At 70.0% G+C, this 19,095-nt stretch carries 17 protein-coding genes; 6 read left to right on the top strand and 11 right to left on the bottom strand.

Annotated features, from left to right (window positions below):
* The 8 genes from IFT89_RS16825 to IFT89_RS16790 form a co-directional block, all read right to left on the bottom strand.
* Positions 1–1,372, bottom strand: a 1,372-nt coding sequence (locus IFT89_RS16825; RefSeq protein ID WP_202939529.1) for a sensor histidine kinase, incomplete at its 3' end; no start/stop codon positions are given.
* Positions 1,373–1,448: 76 nt separating this feature from the next.
* Entirely contained in the window at positions 1,449–2,057 is a 609-nt protein-coding gene (gene kdpC, locus IFT89_RS16820) for a potassium-transporting ATPase subunit KdpC (protein ID WP_079704772.1), read from the bottom strand.
* 92 nt (positions 2,058–2,149) lie between these two features.
* The gene (gene kdpB, locus IFT89_RS16815) at positions 2,150–4,315 is read right to left on the bottom strand and encodes a potassium-transporting ATPase subunit KdpB (protein ID WP_202939528.1); all 2,166 of its coding nucleotides are present in this window, start codon (positions 4,313–4,315) and stop codon (positions 2,150–2,152) included.
* A 95-nt stretch (positions 4,316–4,410) separates the two neighbouring features.
* The gene (locus IFT89_RS16810; protein WP_202939527.1) at positions 4,411–4,506 is read right to left on the bottom strand and encodes a potassium-transporting ATPase subunit KdpA; all 96 of its coding nucleotides are present in this window, start codon (positions 4,504–4,506) and stop codon (positions 4,411–4,413) included.
* Entirely contained in the window at positions 4,503–6,176 is a 1,674-nt protein-coding gene (gene kdpA, locus IFT89_RS16805; RefSeq protein ID WP_192004347.1) for a potassium-transporting ATPase subunit KdpA, read from the bottom strand. Before kdpA ends, IFT89_RS16810 begins: the two co-directional genes overlap by 4 nt.
* Positions 6,176–6,265 carry a K(+)-transporting ATPase subunit F gene (kdpF, locus tag IFT89_RS16800; protein ID WP_056009336.1) on the bottom strand — a complete coding sequence of 30 codons (90 nt, stop codon included), beginning with the start codon at positions 6,263–6,265 and terminating at the stop codon, positions 6,176–6,178. Before kdpF ends, kdpA begins: the two co-directional genes overlap by 1 nt.
* Before the next feature lie 301 nt (positions 6,266–6,566).
* Positions 6,567–7,529, bottom strand: a complete 963-nt coding sequence (locus tag IFT89_RS16795; protein WP_202939526.1) for a hypothetical protein — start codon at positions 7,527–7,529, stop codon at positions 6,567–6,569.
* Entirely contained in the window at positions 7,526–7,948 is a 423-nt protein-coding gene (locus IFT89_RS16790) for a carboxymuconolactone decarboxylase family protein (protein WP_244650776.1), read from the bottom strand. Before IFT89_RS16790 ends, IFT89_RS16795 begins: the two co-directional genes overlap by 4 nt.
* Before the next feature lie 53 nt (positions 7,949–8,001).
* Here IFT89_RS16790 and IFT89_RS16785 point away from each other — a divergent pair, with 53 nt between their 5' ends.
* A complete protein-coding gene (locus tag IFT89_RS16785; RefSeq protein WP_202939525.1) occupies positions 8,002–8,550 on the top strand; it encodes a CGNR zinc finger domain-containing protein in 549 nt (182 codons plus the stop codon).
* Positions 8,551–8,592: 42 nt separating this feature from the next.
* Here the strand turns inward: IFT89_RS16785 and ppk2 are convergent, their stop codons facing one another.
* Both ppk2 and IFT89_RS16775 read right to left on the bottom strand, forming a co-directional pair.
* Entirely contained in the window at positions 8,593–9,417 is an 825-nt protein-coding gene (gene ppk2, locus IFT89_RS16780; RefSeq protein ID WP_202939524.1) for a polyphosphate kinase 2, read from the bottom strand.
* Positions 9,418–9,597: 180 nt separating this feature from the next.
* A complete protein-coding gene (locus IFT89_RS16775) occupies positions 9,598–10,275 on the bottom strand; it encodes a FadR/GntR family transcriptional regulator (RefSeq protein WP_202939523.1) in 678 nt (225 codons plus the stop codon).
* 138 nt (positions 10,276–10,413) lie between these two features.
* On the opposite strand from IFT89_RS16775, the gene IFT89_RS16770 reads away from it, so the two are divergent.
* The 3 genes from IFT89_RS16770 to IFT89_RS20865 all read left to right on the top strand — a co-directional run bounded on the left by IFT89_RS16770 (position 10,414) and on the right by IFT89_RS20865 (position 14,281).
* Entirely contained in the window at positions 10,414–12,084 is a 1,671-nt protein-coding gene (locus IFT89_RS16770; protein ID WP_213014314.1) for a 2-isopropylmalate synthase, read from the top strand.
* A 50-nt stretch (positions 12,085–12,134) separates the two neighbouring features.
* Complete coding sequence (locus tag IFT89_RS16765) at positions 12,135–13,301, top strand: hypothetical protein (RefSeq protein ID WP_202939522.1); 1,167 nt, start codon at positions 12,135–12,137, stop codon at positions 13,299–13,301.
* Positions 13,302–13,414: 113 nt separating this feature from the next.
* The gene (locus IFT89_RS20865; RefSeq protein ID WP_202939521.1) at positions 13,415–14,281 is read left to right on the top strand and encodes a helix-turn-helix transcriptional regulator; all 867 of its coding nucleotides are present in this window, start codon (positions 13,415–13,417) and stop codon (positions 14,279–14,281) included.
* Between the two features lie 25 nt (positions 14,282–14,306).
* On the opposite strand, the gene IFT89_RS16755 is transcribed toward IFT89_RS20865, so the two are convergent.
* Positions 14,307–15,533, bottom strand: coding sequence for an MFS transporter (locus IFT89_RS16755; protein WP_202939520.1), 1,227 nt, complete (start codon positions 15,531–15,533; stop codon positions 14,307–14,309).
* A 227-nt stretch (positions 15,534–15,760) separates the two neighbouring features.
* Here IFT89_RS16755 and IFT89_RS16750 point away from each other — a divergent pair, with 227 nt between their 5' ends.
* Positions 15,761–16,408: a TetR/AcrR family transcriptional regulator gene (locus IFT89_RS16750; RefSeq protein ID WP_064296018.1), complete on the top strand. Its 648-nt coding sequence runs from the start codon at positions 15,761–15,763 to the stop codon at positions 16,406–16,408.
* A gap of 63 nt (positions 16,409–16,471) precedes the next feature.
* The coding region (locus tag IFT89_RS16745) for an MMPL family transporter (protein WP_202939519.1) at positions 16,472–19,095 on the top strand (2,624 nt) is incomplete at its 3' end.

Genomic DNA, 19,095 nt, shown 5'->3' with positions numbered 1-19,095 from the left:
GGTGCGCCGGATCGTCGATGGTCACGGTGTAGAGCGGTTGGACGAAGACGAAGTCGAGCGTGACCCCCGACAGGACGGCCGCGAACACCGCCGGCCAGAACCCTCCCACGAGCGCGACGAGCACGACGAGGAGCTGGTAGGACAGCACCTCGCTCGTGATCGACTCCTCGGTACGGGCGAGGTGGAGGAGCCAGGTGACGAGCGGCCCGCCGATGAGCGCAAGCGCGAAGCCAGCGATGTGGCGCCGCGCGCTCAGGGCGCCGCCGAGCTTCGGCAGTCGGAACCGGCCGCCCGCCGCCTCGTGGTTGACGATGTGGACGTCGATGTTCCCCGACTCGCGGATGACCGTGTTGCCGATGCCGGGCCCCGTGACAGCGGCGGACAGGCGACTGCGCCGGCTGACGCCGATGACGAGCTGCGTCGCGTTCGCCGCCTTCGCGAAGTCCACGAGCGCGCGCGGCACGTCGTCGCCGACGACCTGGTGGAAGGTGCCGCCGAGGGTGTCGACGAGCGCTCGCTGCTGGGCGAGCGCGCCGGGGTTCGCGGTGCGGAGGCCGTCCTGCGTCGTCACGTGCACCGCGATGAGCTCGCCACCGGAGGAGCGGGCAGCGATCCGGGCGCCGCGCCGGAGCAGGGTCTCGCCCTCCGGCCCGCCGGTGAGGGCCACGACGACCCGCTCGCGCGCCTCCCAGGTGCTGTCGATGCCGTGCTCGGCACGGTAGTCGCGGAGGGCGGAGTCGACCTCGTCCGCCAGCCACAGCAGCGCCAACTCGCGCAGTGCCGTGAGGTTGCCGAGGCGGAAGTAGTTGGACAGGGCGGCGTCGATCCGCTCGGCCGGGTAGACCCGGCCGCCGGCGAGCCGGTCGCGGAGGGCCTGTGGAGCGAGGTCGATGAGTTCGATCTGGTCGGCCGCCCGCAGCACGGCGTCGGGGATCGTCTCCCGCTGCGGCGCCCCGGTGATCTGCCGGACGACGTCGTTCAGCGACTCGATGTGCTGGATGTTGACCGTCGAGAGCACGGAGACACCGGCGGCGAGCAGGGCCTCGACGTCCTGCCAGCGCTTCTCTTTCGTGGAGCCGGGGGCGTTCGTGTGGGCCAGTTCATCGACGAGCGCGAGTCCGGGGTGGCGTGCGAGGACGGCCTCGAGGTCCATCTCGTCGAGCGTCACGCCCCGGTGCTCGACGCCCCGACGCGGCAGCGTCTCGAGCCCCTCCGTCAGGGCAGCGGTCGCGGCCCGACCGTGGGTCTCGACGACCGCGACGACCACGTCGACGCCCTCCCCGGCGAGGCGGTGCCCCTCCTCGAGCATGGCGTAGGTCTTGCCGACCCCGGGGGCCGCGCCGAGGAGCACCCGGAGTCGTCCGCGCTGCATGGTGTTCAGTTCTCCTGGAGCATCGCGCTCCGCCTGCCGACCCCGGGGGCCGCGCTGTGTCGTCCGCGCTGCATGGTTATCCGTCCAGTCCTGCCACGGCGAGGTTGAGCTGCAGGACGTTGACCGTGGACTCCCCAAGGTAGCCGAGGTCGGGGCCCTGCGTCAGGCGCTCGACGAGGGCACGGACCTCGTCCTCGTCGAGGCCGCGCTCGGCGGCGACACGGGGCACCTGCAGCAGTGCGTAGGCCGGGCTGATGTGCGGGTCGAGGCCGGACGCGGAAGCCGTCAGCGCGTCGGCGGGGATGCTCGACGGATCGACGTCCTCGAAGGCGGCGATGGCCGCGCGGCGCTCCTCGATCGAGGCGACGAGGTCGGTGTTCTCCGGCCCGAGGTTGCTGCCGCTCGACGCGCCACCGTCGTAGCCGTCGCCGGCCGCCGACGGACGCGACTGGAACCACTGCGGCAGCGGCTTGCCGTCGGCGTCGGTGAACGACTGCCCGATGAGCGCTGAGCCGACCGTCGTGCCACCCTCGGTGACGGCGGATCCGTTCGCCTGCCAGGACATCGTCGCCTGCCCGATGCCGGTGACGATGAGGGGGTAGCCGACGCCGAGGACGACGGTGAGGGCGAGCATGGCCCTGATGGCGACCCAGTACTGGGCGATGCCGCTGCGGGATGCACTCATGATGTTCTGTCTGCTTTCGTGTGCTGGGTGAGGTTCAGAAGCCGGGGATGAGGGTGACGACGAGGTCGATCAGCTTGATCTGGGTCGTCGGCTCAGAAGCCGGGGATGAGGGTGACGACGAGGTCGATCAGCTTGATGCCGATGAACGGCGCGATCACGCCACCGAGCCCGTAGACCAACAGGTTGCGGCTGAGGACCTTCGAGGCGCTGAGCGGTCGGTACTTCACACCGCGGAGGGCCAGCGGGATCAGGATCACGATGATGATGGCGTTGAAGATGATCGCCGAGAGGATCGCCGACGCGGGGGAGTGCAGCTGCATGATGTTGAGCAGTGCGAGCCCCGGGAACACCCCGGCGAACATGGCCGGGATGATCGCGAAGTACTTGGCGACGTCGTTCGCGATCGAGAACGTCGTGAGCGCGCCTCGCGTGATGAGCAGCTGCTTGCCGATCCGGACGATGTCGATGAGCTTCGTCGGGTCGGAGTCGAGGTCGACCATGTTGCCGGCCTCCTTCGCAGCGGAGGTGCCCGTGTTCATCGCGACACCGACGTCGGCCTGTGCGAGCGCCGGAGCGTCGTTCGTGCCGTCACCGGTCATCGCGACGAGGTTGCCGCCCTCCTGCTCCTTGCGGATGAGCTCGAGCTTCTGCTCGGGCGTCGCCTCGGCCAGGAAGTCGTCGACTCCGGCCTCGGCGGCGATCGCCTTCGCGGTGAGCGGGTTGTCACCCGTGATCATGACCGTGCGGATGCCCATGGCGCGCAGCTCGGCGAACCGCTCCGCGATGCCGGCCTTGACGACGTCCTTGAGGCGGACGACGCCGAGCACCCGCGCGGTGCCGCTGGTGTCGGTCTGCGCGACGACGAGCGGGGTGCCGCCGCCGGCGGACACCGCCTCGACGTGCTCCTGGAGCTCGGCGCGGGTCGCCTCGGCGAGGGGGCCGAACGAATCCACCCAGGCCAGCACGGCCGAGCCTGCGCCCTTGCGGATCTGTGCACCGTCCGGCTGGTCGAGGCCGCTCATGCGGGTCTGCGCGGTGAACGGGACGATCTCGCCGGCCCCGGACCCGTCCAGGTGGATGCCACGCTCGGCCGCGAGGTCGACGATCGACTTGCCCTCGGGCGTCGGGTCGCTGAGCGAGGACCGGGCGGCGGCCTGCGCGAGTTCCTCCGGCGTGACCCCGCGGAGGGCGATGAACTCGACCGCCTGCCGGTTGCCGTAGGTGATGGTGCCGGTCTTGTCGAGCAGCAGGGTCGTGACGTCGCCGGCGGCCTCGACCGCGCGGCCGGACATCGCGAGCACGTTCCGCTGCACGAGTCGGTCCATGCCGGCGATACCGATCGCCGAGAGCAGGGCGCCGATGGTCGTCGGGATGAGGCAGACGAGCAGGGCGATGAGGACCGGGACACTGACGGCAGCCGCCGCATAGGAGGCGATCGGGTTGAGCGTCAGCGCCACGACCACGAACACGATCGACAGGCTCGCGAGCAGGATGTTGAGCGCGATCTCGTTCGGCGTCTTCTGCCGCGCCGCACCCTCGACGAGGCCGATCATGCGGTCGACGAAGGTCTCACCGGGCTTCGAGGTGATGCGGACGACGATGCGGTCGGACAGCACGCGGGTGCCGCCCGTGACGGCGCTGCGGTCACCGCCGGACTCGCGGACGACCGGGGCCGACTCGCCCGTGATCGCCGACTCGTCGACCGAGGCGATGCCCCAGACGATGTCGCCGTCGCCCGGGACGAGCTCGCCGGCGGTCACCACGACGACATCGCCGAGGGTGAGGTCCGCGGAGGAGACCTGGCCGATGGCGGCGTGCTCCGCGGACGGATCCGCCGAGGCGTCATAGGCCGTGACCTGGTTCGCCATGGTCGAGGTGCGCGTCTTGCGGAGGCTGTCGGCCTGCGCCTTGCCGCGTCCCTCGGCGACGGACTCAGCGAGGTTCGCGAAGACGACCGTGAGCCACAGCCAGATCGCGATGCCCCAGGTGAACGACGCCGGCACGGCCGAGCCGCCGGACTCCTGCGCACCACCGAGGAACGGTTCGGCGATCGCGAGGACGGTGGTCAGTGCCGCGCCGACCTCGACGATGAACATGACCGGGTTCTTGACCATCAGCCGCGGGTCGAGTTTGCGGAAGGCACCCGGGGTCGCGGCGAGCAGCTGCGCCGGACCGAACGCGGCCTTCGCGGGCTCGTGGTGGTGGTCTTGCTCCTGCTCGGGTTCCGCCGGCGCGGGAAGCGTGTGCGTGGTGGACATGGTTTATGACAGCCCTTCCGCCAGGGGACCCAGCGCGAGTACGGGGAAGTAGGTGAGTGCGGTGATGATCACGCAGTGTGCGTCGCGGACGTGGCTCATGACAGCCCTTCCGCCAGGGGACCCAGCGCGAGTACGGGGAAGTAGGTGAGTGCGGTGATGATCACGCGGTGTGCGTCGCGGACGTGGCTCATGACAGCCCTTCCGCCAGGGGACCCAGCGCGAGTACGGGGAAGTAGGTGAGTGCGGTGATGATCACGGCGACACCGGTGAGGAGGCCGACGAACTGCGGCCGGTTGGTCGGGAGCGTTCCGGCGGTCGACGGCACCCGGTCCTGTGCGGCCAGCGAACCGGCGAGCGCGAGGACGAGCACGATCGGGACGAAGCGACCGAGGAGCATCGCGACGCCGAGTGCCGTGTTGAACCACGGGGTGTTCGCCGTGAGGCCGGCGAACGCGGAACCGTTGTTGTTCGACGCAGAGGTGAAGGCGTAGAGGACCTCGGAGAGGCCGTGGAGGCCCGGGTTCCAGATCGACGTCGTCTCCACATCCGAGCGGACGCCGGGGATGGCGAAGCTGAGAGCGGTGCCGGCGAGCACGAGGGTCGGCGTCACGAGGATGTACAGGCTCGCGAGCTTGATCTCCCGCGGGCCGATCTTCTTGCCGAGGTACTCCGGGGTCCGGCCGACGAGCAGTCCACCGATGAACACGGCGATGACGGCGAGCACGAGCATGCCGTACAGGCCTGAACCGACGCCGCCGGGAGCGATCTCGCCGAGCATCATGTTGATCATCGGCATCATGCCGCCGAGTGCCGTGTAGGAGTCGTGCATCGAGTTGACGGCACCCGTCGAGGTCAGCGTCGAGGTCGAGCCGAACAGCGTCGAGGCGAAGACGCCGAAACGCTGCTCCTTGCCCTCCATCGCACCGCCGGCCGCCATCGGTGCCGCTCCGAGGCCGCGGGTTTCGAGCGCCGTGAGGATCGAGAACGAAGCGAGGAAGATGACGCCCATGACCGCGAGGATCGTGTAGCCCTGCTTGTGGTCGCCGACCATGCGGCCGAAGGTGCGCGGCAGGGAGAACGGGATCGCGAGCATGAGGATGTTCTGGACGAGGCTCGTCCAGGCGGTCGGGTTCTCGAAGGGGTGCGCGGAGTTCGCGTTGAAGAACCCGCCGCCGTTCGTGCCGAGGAGCTTGATGGCCTCCTGCGAGGCGACCGGTCCGCCGGGGATGGTCTGCGTCGCGCCCGTGATGGTCGTGACGTCGGTGAAGCCGTTGAGGTTCTGGATGGTCCCGCCCGCGATGAGCACGACCGCCATGACGACCGAGAGCGGCAGCAGCACGCGGAGGGTGCCGCGGGTGAGGTCGACCCAGAAGTTGCCGATGGTGCCGCTGCGGCGACTCGCGAAGCCTCGGACGAGGGCGATGGCCACGGCGATGCCGACGGCGGCGGAGACGAAGTTCTGCACCGCGAGGCCCGTGAGCTGCACGGTGTAGCCCATCGTGACCTCGGGCGAGTACGACTGCCAGTTGGTGTTCGTGACGAAGGACACGGCCGTGTTGAACGACAGGCCCTCGGGGACGGCGGGGAGGCCGAGTGCGAAGGGCAGGACGGCCTGCGCACGCTGGAGGGCGTAGACGAGGAGAACGCCGACGAGCGAGAAGGCGAGCACCCCGCGGAGGTAGGCCTGCCAGGTCTGCTCGGAGCGGGCGTCGACACCGATCACACGATAGAAGCCGCGCTCGACGGCGAAGTCCTTGCTCGAGGTGTACACCCGGGCGAGGTACTCACCGAGCGGACGGTAGAGCAGCACGAGGACCAGGACGAGGGTCGAGACCTGGAGGATCGCGAAGAGGGTCTGCATCAGAACCTCTCGGGTTTCACGAGCGCGTACACGAGGTACACGACGGCGGCGACGGCCAGGACGGCGGCGAGGAGTTCGAAGACGATCACAGTCTCTCCACTCCCCGGGCGACGAGGCCGACCAGAGCGAACACGGCGATGACGCCGAGCACGTAGACGAGGTCGAGCAAGAGGACTCCAGTGGGTGCGTGGTGCGGGTGCGTGGTGCTGCGTCCCGTTCGGGACAGCTCAGAGCCAACACCCGTCAGCGACCTCCGACGGCGGTCCTCACGGTTTCCATACGCCTTCCGCGTGGATCCTCACGACCTCCCTACGGGGTGGTGTTGTCCACAGGCCGAATGCCGCCAGGCTCCTCGGCACGTCTCCGTCCGTTACGCTGGAGTCATCATGATCAGCCCGTTGCCGAAAGGCGCGGGCTGATTTTCTGTTCCGGCGTCGAATCACTGGGCTCGAACGCCCACGCGCGGGCGGGGTTGTCGCGGGTGATCGTCGACACCGCTTCCGCGCCGAGGGCCTGCGCCAACTGCGGTGCGACGGTCGTCAGGAGCGCCGCCGGACCGTACTCCTCCGGCCGAACGCGGGAGGCGGACGTGGTCGTGTCGGCGCCGAGGAGCAGCGCGGGCAGGTGCCCGTCGTCGATGAGGTTCTCGAGGACCCGCGCCAGTCGAGCGGGGTCCATCGGGTGGCCCGGCGACGGTGCGTCGATGCATACCCACGCGCCGGAGCGGGCGGCCTGGAGGATCTGCTCGACGTGAGGGTTCCGGCCGAGATGCCCGAGGACGATGGACCTCGGGTCCACCTCCTCTGCGTCCAGCGCGGCCAGGACGAGGTCGGCCGCGGCTCCCTGCTCGAGGTGCACCGCGATGGGCACTCCGGTGGCGTGATGCGCCACTGCGGCGGCCCGCAACGCGTCCCGCTCGTCCTCGGCGAGGCGGTCGGGGCCGACACCGATCTTGATCAGTCCGCACCGGTGGCGGTCGACGTCGTCGATGAACGCCGCTGCGAGCTCGTCGGCCGAGCGCGTGGGTTCCGCAGCGCCGTCGGGGTAGACGCGTCGCAGATGTCGTCCGGTCGCTGCCACGACGTGGACCCCCCTCGACGCACTGATCCGCCGAAGTGCCGGGAGGCCGCGTCCGAGACCCCGAGGCGTCCACTGGACGACGGTCCTGCCGCCCACCGCTGCGAAGCGCGCGACCGCGGTCGTGGCGTCAGGCTCGTCGACCAGGTCGTCACCGGCCAGGACCGGTGTCCGGAGGAAGAGGTGGTCGTGGGAGTCGACCACGCCCGCCGTGGCCGGGTCGATGTCGCCGAGCACCGTGCGGATCACCCGGGTCTCGAGCCGCACCCGGGTCACCGGGCGTCGTCGTCGCGGTCGGTCGCCGGTGGCTCGGTCGCCGCCTCGGGGAGGAGCCGCAGGGCCGCCATCACCCGGGGCAGCCCGACATACGGCACGAGGTGGACGAGCGCCTCGGCGAGCTCGGTCCGGGTCATCGCGATCCGGAGCGACGTCGTGAGGTGACCGCTGAGTTGTGGGTCGACGCCGCCGAGCGCCGTCAGCGCACCGATGATGAGCAGTTGTCGGTCGCGCGGCGTCAGGCCGTCGCGTTGATAGGTCCCACCGAACACGGCGCCGACGATCCACTCGTCGAAGCCCGGCGCCGCCGCATCGACCGTCGCGCGCCAAGCCGCGGTCGTCGTCTCGTCCTGCAGCTCCGCCAGTCGTTCGCGGCCGGCCGCGACATCGAACACCTCGTGCATCGTCTCTCCCCGCATCGTCGTTCCCTCGTTCTTCCCTGGTGTAACGGTTGACACGTTACACTCGAACCATGACGACCGAGACCGACTTCCGCTTCGACGGCGGAGCCACCTGGCTGAACCTGCTCGCCACGCAGGGACAGAGCTTCGGAACGCGGCCGGTGGAGCGGATCGGGACGCCCGAGGCGGGGCATCGGTGGCTCGGCCTGGTCGGGTTCGGTGTGGATGGCGAGCTGAGCGCCGACGACCTCGATCGCCTCGTGAGGCTGCGGGAGTCGCTCCGCGAGCTGGCGATGGCGTCGGTCGCCGGGCGCGAACCGGCCCCGGACGATCTCGCGCAGGTGCGTGGACACGCGTCGGGGTCGGCCGGAGCGCTGTGGAGCGGTCCCGCTCAGGCCGGCGTCACGCTCGCCGCGGCGCTCGCCGCGATCGCCGTCCAAGCGCTGGTCATGCTGCAGGGGCCGGACCGGGAGCTGTTGCGTCAGTGTGCCGAGGTCGACTGCCGCTGGGTGTTCCTCGACACCTCCGGCAGGCGCCACTGGTGTCCGTCACCGGCCTGTGCCAGTCGGGGTCGGGTCCGCGCCCACCGCGCGCGCCAGGGGGCCCTGAGCGTCGACTGACGCGGGCCGTCCCTCCTCCGCGACGTGCAGTGCCCGCGATGCTCAGTGCCCGAGCGTGTGGGCGTGATCGGGCACGTACCGGTACCGTTCTCGCGCGGGTCGCTCGTAGGTGTCGGAGCCTGGTCGGTCGGGGATGTCGATGGGCTTCGGGTCGCGGTGCTGATAGGGGACCTGCGAGAGCAGATGGGCGATGGCGTTCAACCGCGACGCCCGCTTGTCGTCGCTCTCGATGGTCCACCAGGGCGCGTCCGCGTGGTCGGTGGCCTCGAACATCTCGTCCTTGGCCCGCGAGTAGTCCTCCCAGCGGGTGATCGACTGGAGGTCCGTGTCGGACAGCTTCCAGCGGCGCATGGGGTCGTCCAGTCGCGAGCGGAACCGCTGCTCCTGGACGTCGTCGGAGACCGAGAACCAGTACTTGACGAGGATGATGCCGTCCTCGACGAGCATCCGCTCGAACACGGGGGTCTGGCGGAGGAATCGCCGGTACTGCTCAGGGGTGCAGTAGTCCATCACCCGTTCGACGCCGGCACGGTTGTACCAGGAGCGGTCGAACAGCACGATCTCGCCCGCCGTGGGCAGGTGCTGGATGTAGCGCTGGAAGTACCACTGACCACGTTCCTGCTCACCGGGTGTGGGCAGGGCCGCGACCCGGGCGGACCGTGGGTTCAGGTATTGGACGATGCGCTTGATCGCGCCGCCCTTGCCTGCGGCGTCTCGGCCCTCGAAGACCACGACGACCCGCGCGCCGGTCTCGATCACCCAGCGCTGCATCGTGACGAGCTCGATCTGCAGTCGTTCCAGCTCGGCCTCGTAACGGTCCTTGCGGATGCGTTTCGGTGGTTTGTTCCGGTTCGGAGTCTTCGACATGCTGCGTGTTCCCGCCTGTCCCCGCGAGGACTGGTTCGACGCCTGATCGGCGCGTTGGTGCAGTGCTCGGTGCCCGCCCCGGCGGAGCGGTACTCGCGCTCAGCCTGCGCCTGCCGGCCGACTCCCGTGGGGGCCTGTCATGCGCGCGCCGACAGGCGTATAGTCGCGCGCGCGCTGCGATCAGTCCGAACGGGTCAACCCGTCGCGGAGGGCGACGAGGTGGGTGCGGCTGCGGTCGAACGCCGCGGTGGCATCGCGATCGGCGACCGCCTGCACGATGTGCTCGTGGACGAGCTGGTCGTGGTCCGTCCCCGGCTCGCCGCTGAGGCGGAGCATCTGGATCATCGCCTCGCGGCTGCGCTCGGCGAAGGTGTCGAACAGTTCGGTGAGGATCTCGTTCCCGCTCGCGGCGACGATGCTCCGGTGGAGCGCCGTGTCGGCGTCGACCCGCCCCTCGATGGTCGCGCGATCGGTGTTCCGATGGGCCAGCGCTGCCCGGATGGCGGCCAGATCGGACGCCGTGTGGCGTTGCGCGGCGAGGGCCGCCGCTTCGCACTCGATGGCGATGCGCGCCTCGATGACCGAGCCGATCGCGGTCCGCAGGACGAGTGCGTCCCAATCCTGGACCGGCGTGCGCGACCGGAGGAAGTTCCCCGATCCCTGCCGGGTCGACAGCACGCCCTGGCCGGCCAGCTGGCGGATCGCCTCGCGCATCGTCGAGCGGCCGACGCCGAGCTGCGGTGCCAGGGTCGTCTCGCCGGGCAACTTCTGGCCGATCTCCCACTCGCCGGCCTGGATGCGCTGCAGGAGCAAGCGTGCGACCTGGTCGGAGAGTGATTCACGGTGCACGGTGTCCATGTGTCGATCCTAGTCCTCAGCTTGTCTGACAAGTTGTGTTAGCGTTACCGCGTGATCCCCGCAGACTCCCGACTCTCCACACCCGCCGGCCCCGTTCCGTCCTCCGCGCCGAGCTGGAATCGCCAGCGCCACTCGCAGATGCCGTCCCACCGGTACCAGGACCTGTACTCGCGGGTGGACGTCCCGCTCCTCGACCGCACCTGGCCGTCACGGCGCCTGACCGAGGCGCCGCTCTGGGTGCCGGTGGACCTTCGCGACGGCAACCAGGCGCTCGCCGAGCCCATGGACCCCGAGCGGAAACGGGCGTTCTTCGAGCTGATGGTCACCATGGGGTACAAGGAGATCGAGGTCGGGTACCCCTCCGCCTCGCAGACCGACTACGACTTCGTCCGCTTGATCGCCGAGACCGACATCGCCCCCGAGGACGTCACGATCGTCGTCTTCACACCGGCCCGCCGCGACCTGATCGAGCGCACGGTCGAGTCGATCCGTGGGATCCGGAACCCGGTCGTCATCCACCTGTACACCGCGACGGCGCCGCTCTGGCGGGAGGTCGTCCTCGGACACGACCGCGACTCACTCCGCGCGCTCATCCTCACCGGCGGCTCCGACGTCCTCAAGTTCGCCGGCGACCTCGACGGGGTGCGGTTCGAGTTCTCCCCGGAGGTCTTCAACCTGACGGAGCCGGACTACGCCCTCGAACTCTGCGACGCCATGACGACCCTGTGGGACGCCTCTCCGGACCGCCCGGTGATCCTCAACCTGCCCGCCACCGTCGAAGCGGCGAGCCCGAACGTCTACGCGGACCAGATCGAGTACATGCATCGGAACCTCGACCGCCGCGACGCCGTCATCCTGTCGGTCCACCCCCACAACGACCGCGGCACGGGGATCGCGTGCGCTGAGCTCGCGGTCCTCGCTGGCGCCCAACGCGTCGAAGGGTGCATCTTCGGCAACGGCGAGCGGACCGGCAACGTCGACCTCGCGAACCTGGCGCTCAACCTGCACGCGCAGGGCGTCGATCCGATGATCGACTTCTCCGACATCGACCACATCCGTCGGGTCGTGGAGCACAGCAACCGCATCGAGATCCACCCGCGCCACCCGTACGTCGGCGAGCTCGTCCACACCGCGTTCTCGGGGACGCACCAGGATGCGATCAAGAAGGGCTTCGCCGAACACCGAGCGCGGGCTGAGGCCACCGGCAGCCGCCCGGAGGACCTCCCGTGGCGGGTGCCCTACCTGCCGGTCGACCCCGCGGACCTCGGCCGGAGCTACGAGGCGGTCATCCGCGTGAACTCGCAGTCCGGCAAGGGCGGCATCGCCTACCTGCTCGAACGCGACTACGGCATCGAGATGCCCCGTCGTCTCCAGGTGGACTTCTCGCGTCGCGTCCAGCAGCAGGCGGACGAGACGGGTCGCGAACTGGACGCCGAGGCGCTGCTCGCGGCGTTCGAGCGCAGCTACCTGTCTGCGACGCCGTCTCGGGTCGAGCTGCTCGAGGTCGATGTGGCGACGACCGGCGAGACCTCGCGGACGACGATCGGTCTCCGGATCGACGGGGACCGCCATGAGGCCACCTTCGCCGACGTCGGTCCGGTCGAGGCGGCGACCCGTCTCCTCGCCGACCACGGCGTCCACGTCGAGATCGTCTCCCTGCATCAGACCTCGCTCAGTGCCGGGAGTGGCGCCGAGGCCCTGACCCTCCTGGAGATCCGCCGCGGGGCGGAGACGGTGTGGGCAGCCGGGCGCCATCGCTCCGTGCTGGAGGCGTCGGTCCGCGCCGTCGTCAACGCTGCGAGCCGGTAGTCGCCCTGCCCTACGCTGGGAGGCCGAGGGCGTCGAGGGGATCTGGATCAGTGGAACTGCGGTGGCTGACGGCGCCCGAACACGAGGTCGCCGCGGCGATGGCGGATGAGCGTCGCTCCGGCCGGCCCAAACGGGTGCCCACCGGGCGGAGAGTGCTCTTCCATCTCTACTTCAGCCTCGTCCTCTGGTACCTGGCGATCGCGCTCGTCTCGGTCGGGGTCAGCGTCGACGAATACCACGACCGTCGCGTCGAGCCTGACGACGTCATCGGCCTGGTCGTCGCCGCGCTCGTCCTCGTCGGGCTGCTCGTCGGTGCCTGGTTCCTGTACCGCTGGTCGCGACGCCCGCCGTCGCCGAAGGCGCGTCTCGCCGGATGGCGGACCCATCTGACGGCGGTGGCCAACGGCTTCGAGGAGCAACCGAAGGGTCGGGCGATGTTCTCCTCGCTCATCACCACGACGGGGAAGTACAACAACGCGTTCATCTCCACGCCGGGACCACAGGTGCAGTCGTATCCGCGATTCGTCCGCGGGAACATCGAGTTCGGCAACCTGGTCGACGACGTGAAGCGGTCGAGGGACTGGCATTACCTCGTGGTGCGGCTGCCGGCACCCCTCCCGCACCTCCTGCTCGATGCGACGACGAACGACACCGTGCGCAGCGATCTGCCGCCGGGCGTCGACCGGGGTCTGCAGATCTCCCTCGAGGGCGACTTCGACCGGTGGTTCCGCGTCTACGCGCCGTCCGGGTACGGAGCGGACGCGCGATACGTGCTGACCCCCGACGTGATGTCGTCGCTCGTCAGCACCGCGGCGTACTACAACGTGGAGATGGTCGACGATCGGGTCGTCTTCTTCAGTAAGCCGGCCGCCGACTTCTCGTACGCCGCCCCCTGGGTCGCCATCGATGCGATCCTCACCGACCTCGTCCCGCGTCTCATCACGAGGGCCGAGCGGTACCGCGACGAACGGGTGGCGGGGCAGGATGCCGAGAGCGTCCTCGAGGCGGCGCGGGACGCCATGGAGGCTGAGCAGGTCTGGACCCGGAAGGAGACGGTCGTCGGCGAGGAGGGCCGGCGCCTCACCGTCCGGGCGCGCTTCCATGCGATCTGGGTGGCCGTCGGTGCGGTCAGTTGGCTCGTCACCCGCACGCTGCTCTACTTCATCCCCGCCGCCTTCGCCTTCGCGGGGTTCATGTCCGTGGTGGACGGGCGCTAGCCGCGACCGAGTCGCCCGAATCTGCTCGGATCCACGCCGAAATCGGACCGATCCGGGCGACTCAGCGGGCAGGGTCGCGGAACATCCGGCGACGCGATCGCGTTCGCATCGGTGTGACCCTCACCGCGACCCCTCCAGCGTCGACGATCGACACCTTCGATCGCGCTCTCGCGAGCCTGGAGTGGACGATCCACGGCACCGACCGCGACCGCCTGGCCGCGGGCGTACCGCTGCGGCGACCGCACACGGCGTCCGGCTTCGTCTACCTCTCCAGCGGGCGCGTTCGCCTCACCGCCGCCGACGGTGCCCGCGACCTCGACGCCGGCGACCTCGTCTTCTTCCCGCGCGCCCACGCCACGACGGTGCTCGCACTCGAGGACGCCGAACTCCTCGACGTCGCCTTCACCCCGCCGGGTCAGCGCCAACAGGTGGCGGAGACGCTGCCCGAGCACCTGTACGTCGCCGACTTCGCCGGGCAGGAGCCCTCGATGGTGGCGCTCATCGAAGGCATGGGCTGCCCGCAGGCGGCCGGTCGTCCGCGGCCGGGCGACACCGTCATCTGCAGCCGCATCGCGACCACGATCGTGTCGGCCGCGCTGCGCACGTGGAACGAGGCCGGCTGCGCTCCGGATCGCTGGCTGCAGCGCATCGGTGACCCGCACATCGGCGCGGTCCTCGACGCCCTGCACGCCGAACCGGGGCGACCATGGACCTTCGAGACGCTTGCCCGCATCGCCATGATGTCGCGGTCGGCGTTCGCCGAGCGGTTCCGCGAGGTCGTCGGGCACACGCCGCGCGCCTACCTCACGACCGTTCGCATGGAGACAGCCAAGGGGCTCATCCTCACGGGCGACGCTTCCGTGGCCGAGCTCGCCGGCGCGCTCGGCTACGTGTCCGAAGACGGCTTCGCGCGCGCCTTCCAGCGGTACACGGGCCTCACGCCGGCGCGCTGGCGTGCCGAGGCGGCGCAGGCCGCGTAGGTGCTCGGTCGGACCGCCCTCGGCATCACCGCGCGGTGCGCGCCGACCCGAACACGATGCCGCCGACGATCGCGGAGATCGCCGCGACCGTGAGCGCTGGGACGATGCCGACCGCGTCGACGAGCAGTCCACCCGCACCGGCACCGACGGTGATCGCGAGCTGGAACCCCGCGACCACGAGTCCACCACCGGACTCCATGCGGTCCGGCACGAGGCGACCCATCCACGTGCTCAGGGTCGTCAGCCAGGCGCCGAAGCCCATGCCCCAGGTGGTGATCGCGATGGTCACGATCCAGGGTTGCCCCGGGAACAGGGTCACGAGCGCGATCGAGACGCCGATGAAGGCCGGGACGACGTAGCGCAGGGCCGCCAGGTGGCGGTCGACGAGGAGTCCGATCACGAAGTTGCCGACCACGCCGCCGAGACCGAACGCGGCGAGGAGGACGGCCACACCGGCCGCGTCGAGGTCGGGCACCCGCTCGATCGCGAGCCGGATGTAGGTGAAGGCGATGAAGTGCCCGAGGACGGTCAGGATGTGCCCCGTCAGGCCGACGCGGATGCCGGGGACCCGGAGCGTGTCGACGAGTGACCGCAGACCGCCGCTCGACGGAGCCGGCGCGACGGGCGGGAGGACGAGCCGCAGCGCGACGGCCACCACCGCGGTGATGACCGCGACGCCGGCGAAGATGAGGCGCCAGTCCATGACCGAACCGAGGTAGGTGCCGACCGGGACACCCGCGACCGTCGCGACGGTGGTGCCGGTGTTCACGAGCATGATCGCCCGACCGAGGTGGTGCGGCGCGGACAGTCGGGCGGCGATCGCGATCGACATCGCCCAGAAGGCGCCGAGGGCCGCGCCGAGCAGGAGTCGGGCGATGAGCAGCATCACGAAGTCGGCGGAGATCGCGACGAGCGCGCTCGACACCGCGGCGGCCGCTGCGAGCAGGACGAGCAGGAGGCGACGGTCGAGTCGCGGGACGAGGATCCCGATCGTCGGTGCCGTGAGGAAGCCGATGAACGCCGTCGCGGTGACGGCCTGGCCGGCCTGGCCCTCGGTGATCCCGAGCGACGCGGCCATCGACGGCAGCAGGCTCGGCGGCAGGAACTCGGCGAGCACGAGCACGAAGCTCGTCGCCATCATGACGGCGACGGCCGCCCAGGCGGTCCGCGTGCGCGGGGCGTCGGACGCGGCTGCGTTCGTCGTGGGGACCGAGCCCGTTCGTGGTGCGTCGAGCTTCTCGTCTGTCGTCATGCTCTCAGCTTGCCGGAGCCGTGACCCCTCCACCCGACGCCCAGTCCACCCGACCCGACCGTCCGTCCACCCCGGCACCCGTCCCGGCGTCGCTGAGTCGCCCGTTCCTGCACGAAAGTCGCGGATATTCGTGCAGATTCGGGCGAGTCAGCGCACCTTCCTGACAGATCGGTGAACACCGCGTCAACAAGTTGCACTGAGTGCATCGGTGCACGTAGTGTACCCACGTGTCCACCACCGCCCCCGCCGAGGATCGACGCGCAGCCCTCCGCGCGCGCCACCATCGGGCGATCCTCGACGCCGCCCGCGTCATGATCGCGGAGCAGGGCATCGCCGGCTTCAACGTCGACGTCATCGCCGAGCGCGCCGACGTCTCGCGCCGCACGGTGTTCAACCACTTCTCCTCGATCGACGACCTCGTCACCACCTCCTGCACCGAGGAGCTGGCTGTCGTGATCGAGAGCTTCCGGTCCGCCGTCAACGCCCGACCGGCAGGCCCGGGGTCGCGCGTCTCGATGTTCGAGGACGTCGCCGCAGCGCTCCGCACGACCGACATCCCCCGCGTCATCGCCTTCCTCTGGAACGCGCTCGGCGGCTTCGCACCCGACGACTCGCGCCCGCAGCAGCTGTTCCAGGCCACCTTCTCCCGCACCACACAAGAGCTCGCCCACGAACTGGCCGAGCGCAACACCGACGTCGACGAACTCGAGGCCGGCTTCCTGGTGTCCTCCCTCATGCACGGTGTCGAAGTGCTCGCCCATCACTGGATCGCGAGTACCGGCGCCACCACGGACGATGAAGCCCGTGCCCTCTGGACCGACCTGCTGGAACGGCTCATCGCGAGCGTCCGCACCGGCTACGCGTCCACGCACTGATCCGCTTCCCGCTCCGTCCCCGCACACGTCACCAGCACCACCTCCCGAAGAATCGAGACTCCCTTGGCTGAACTGCTGTATCGCCTCGGACGCTTCTCCGCGCGTCGCGCGTGGGCCGTCCTCATCTCCTGGATCGTGATCCTCGGCATCTCGGTCGGCGCGTTCCTCGCCTTCGGCGGCACCCTCTCGAGCGCCGTCACCATCCCGGGTACGCCGACCGCGAAGGTCACCGACCAGCTCGAGGAGTCGTTCCCGAGCGCCTCCGGCGGCACCGGGGCGATGGTGTTCCACACGAAGGACGGAGACGCCTTCACCGACAGCCAGAAGACCGCGATCGGTGAGCTGCTCGACGAGACGGCCGACCTCAAGGGCGTCGACTCCACGGTCAACCCCTTCGAGACGCAGGAGACCATCGCCGACCAGGCGAAGCAGATCTCCGACGGCAAGACGCAGATCGACGACGGCCGCACCCAGCTGACTGACGGCCAGACGCAGCTCGACGCCGGACAGCAGCAGCTGACCGACGCGCAGACCCAGCTGAGCGCCGCGCTCGCCCAGGCGCAGCAGGCCGCCGGCGGCACGCTCCCAGCCGCCGCACAGGCCCAGTTCGACGCCCAGCAGACCGCGATCACGCAGCAGCAGACGGCGCTCGACGCCCAGCAGGCCACCATCACCGAGAACCTCGCGAAGCTCGACGAGCAGAGCACGGAGCTCGAACTCTCCTCCCAGCTCCTCGACCTCTCCTCGGGCATCCGCACCGTCTCGACCGACGACACCACCGCGGTCGCGAACGTCGTCTTCGACAAGCGTCAGCAGGAGGTCACGCCGGAGACGAAGCAGTCGGTCATCGACCAGGTCAAGGAGGACGTCCCGTCGGGCGTCGAGGTCGAGTTCTCGAACGAGCTCGCGCAGAGCCTGCCGCAGCTGTTCGGGGTGGGTGAGGCGATCGGCCTCATCATCGCGGCGATCACGCTGCTCGTCATGCTCGGCACGGTCATCGCCGCATCGCTCCCGCTCGTCTCCGCGATCGTCGGCGTCGGTGTCGGCGTCACCGCGTCGCTCTCGCTCTCGGGTGTCGTCGACATGCTCTCGATCACGCCGGTGCTCGGCGTCATGCTCGGGCTCGCGGTCGGCATCGACTACTCGCTGTTCATCCTGAACCGGCACCGCAAGCAGCTGCTCGCGGGCGTCGAACTGCACGAGTCCATCGGCCTCGCGAACGGCACCTCGGGGAACGCGGTCGTCTTCGCCGGATCGACCGTCCTCGTCGCGCTGCTGGCGCTCAACGTCACGGGGATCCCGTTCCTCGGCCTGATGGGCACTGTCGGCGCGATCTGCGTCGCCGTCGCGATCCTGCTCGCGGTCACCTTGACGCCCGCCCTGCTGTCGCTGCTCGGCCTCCGCATCCTCAGCCGGAAGGCACGCGGCACCATCGGCACGCCGCGTCCGGACGCCGTCCCGACCAAGCCCATGGGCACGCTGCGGGCCGTCGGCACGCTCGTCGCCGGACTCGTCGTGCTCGGCGTCGTCGCGATCCCCGCGCTCGACATGCGCCTCGGCCTGCCGGACGGCAGCTCGGAGGCCGTCGACTCGACGCAGTACCAGTCCTACGCGCTCATCGAGGACAAGTTCGGTGCCGGCGTCAACGGTCCGCTGCTCGTCGTCGCCACGCTGCCCGACGCCGCCACCGACGAGGAGGTCCTCGAGGAGCAGGTGCGGATCGGCCAGGAGATCGCCGACCAGGACGACGTGAAGGCCGTCGCGCCGGTGGGCGCCTCGGACGACAACTCCGTCCTCGCCTTCCAGGTGATCCCGAAGGAGGGCCCGAACGCCGTCTCCACGGAGCAGCTCGTCCGCGACCTGCGCGACCTCTCGCCACTGTCGGGCGACGTCGAGCTCGGCGTGGCCGGCAGTGCGAGCGGCAACATCGACGTCTCGAAGCAGCTGTCCGACGCGCTCCCGCTCTACCTGGCGCTCGTGGTCGGCCTGTCGCTGATCATCATGATCCTCGTGTTCCGCTCGATCCTCGTGCCGCTCACGGCGACGCTCGGCTTCATGCTGTCGCTCGCGGCGACCTTCGGCGGCATCACGGCGATCTTCCAGTGGGGCTGGCTCGGCCCGGTGTTCGGCGTGCACGACCCGGGACCCATCCTGAGCTTCCTGCCGACGATCCTCATCGGCATCCTCTTCGGACTCGCGATGGACTACCAGCTGTTCCTCGTCTCCGGCATGCGCGAGGCGTTCGCCCACGGTGCCCCGGCGCGCCTGGCGGTCCAACGCGGGCTGCACGCCGGCCGGACGGTCGTCGTGGCGGCGGCGATCATCATGATCTCCGTCTTCGGCGGGTTCATCTTCTCCCACTCGGCGATGATCCGGTCGATCGGGTTCGGGCTCGCGTTCGGCGTGCTCGTCGACGCGTTCGTCGTCCGCATGCTCCTCATCCCGGCGGTCATGCACCTGCTCGGGAAGAGCGCCTGGTGGATCCCGAAGTGGCTCGACCGCATCCTGCCGAACGTCGACGTCGAGGGTGCCGCGCTCGAGCGCAGCCACCCGCATGACACGGCTTCGGTCGCGACCGCCCCGTCGAGCGGCGAGCCGCGGAACGCGGTCGACGGCGCGGAGACGGCGGCCCTGGGTGCCGGCGTGACCGCGGGGACGGCCGCACACGTGGCCACACCGTCGAGTGA

It is taken from the genome of Plantibacter sp. CFBP 13570 (assembly GCF_014841395.1).
In the GTDB taxonomy this organism is placed as follows: domain Bacteria; phylum Actinomycetota; class Actinomycetes; order Actinomycetales; family Microbacteriaceae; genus Plantibacter; species Plantibacter auratus.
The sequence above is the reverse complement of the archived record's forward strand: the minus strand, read 5'-3'. Positions and strand labels throughout refer to the sequence as shown.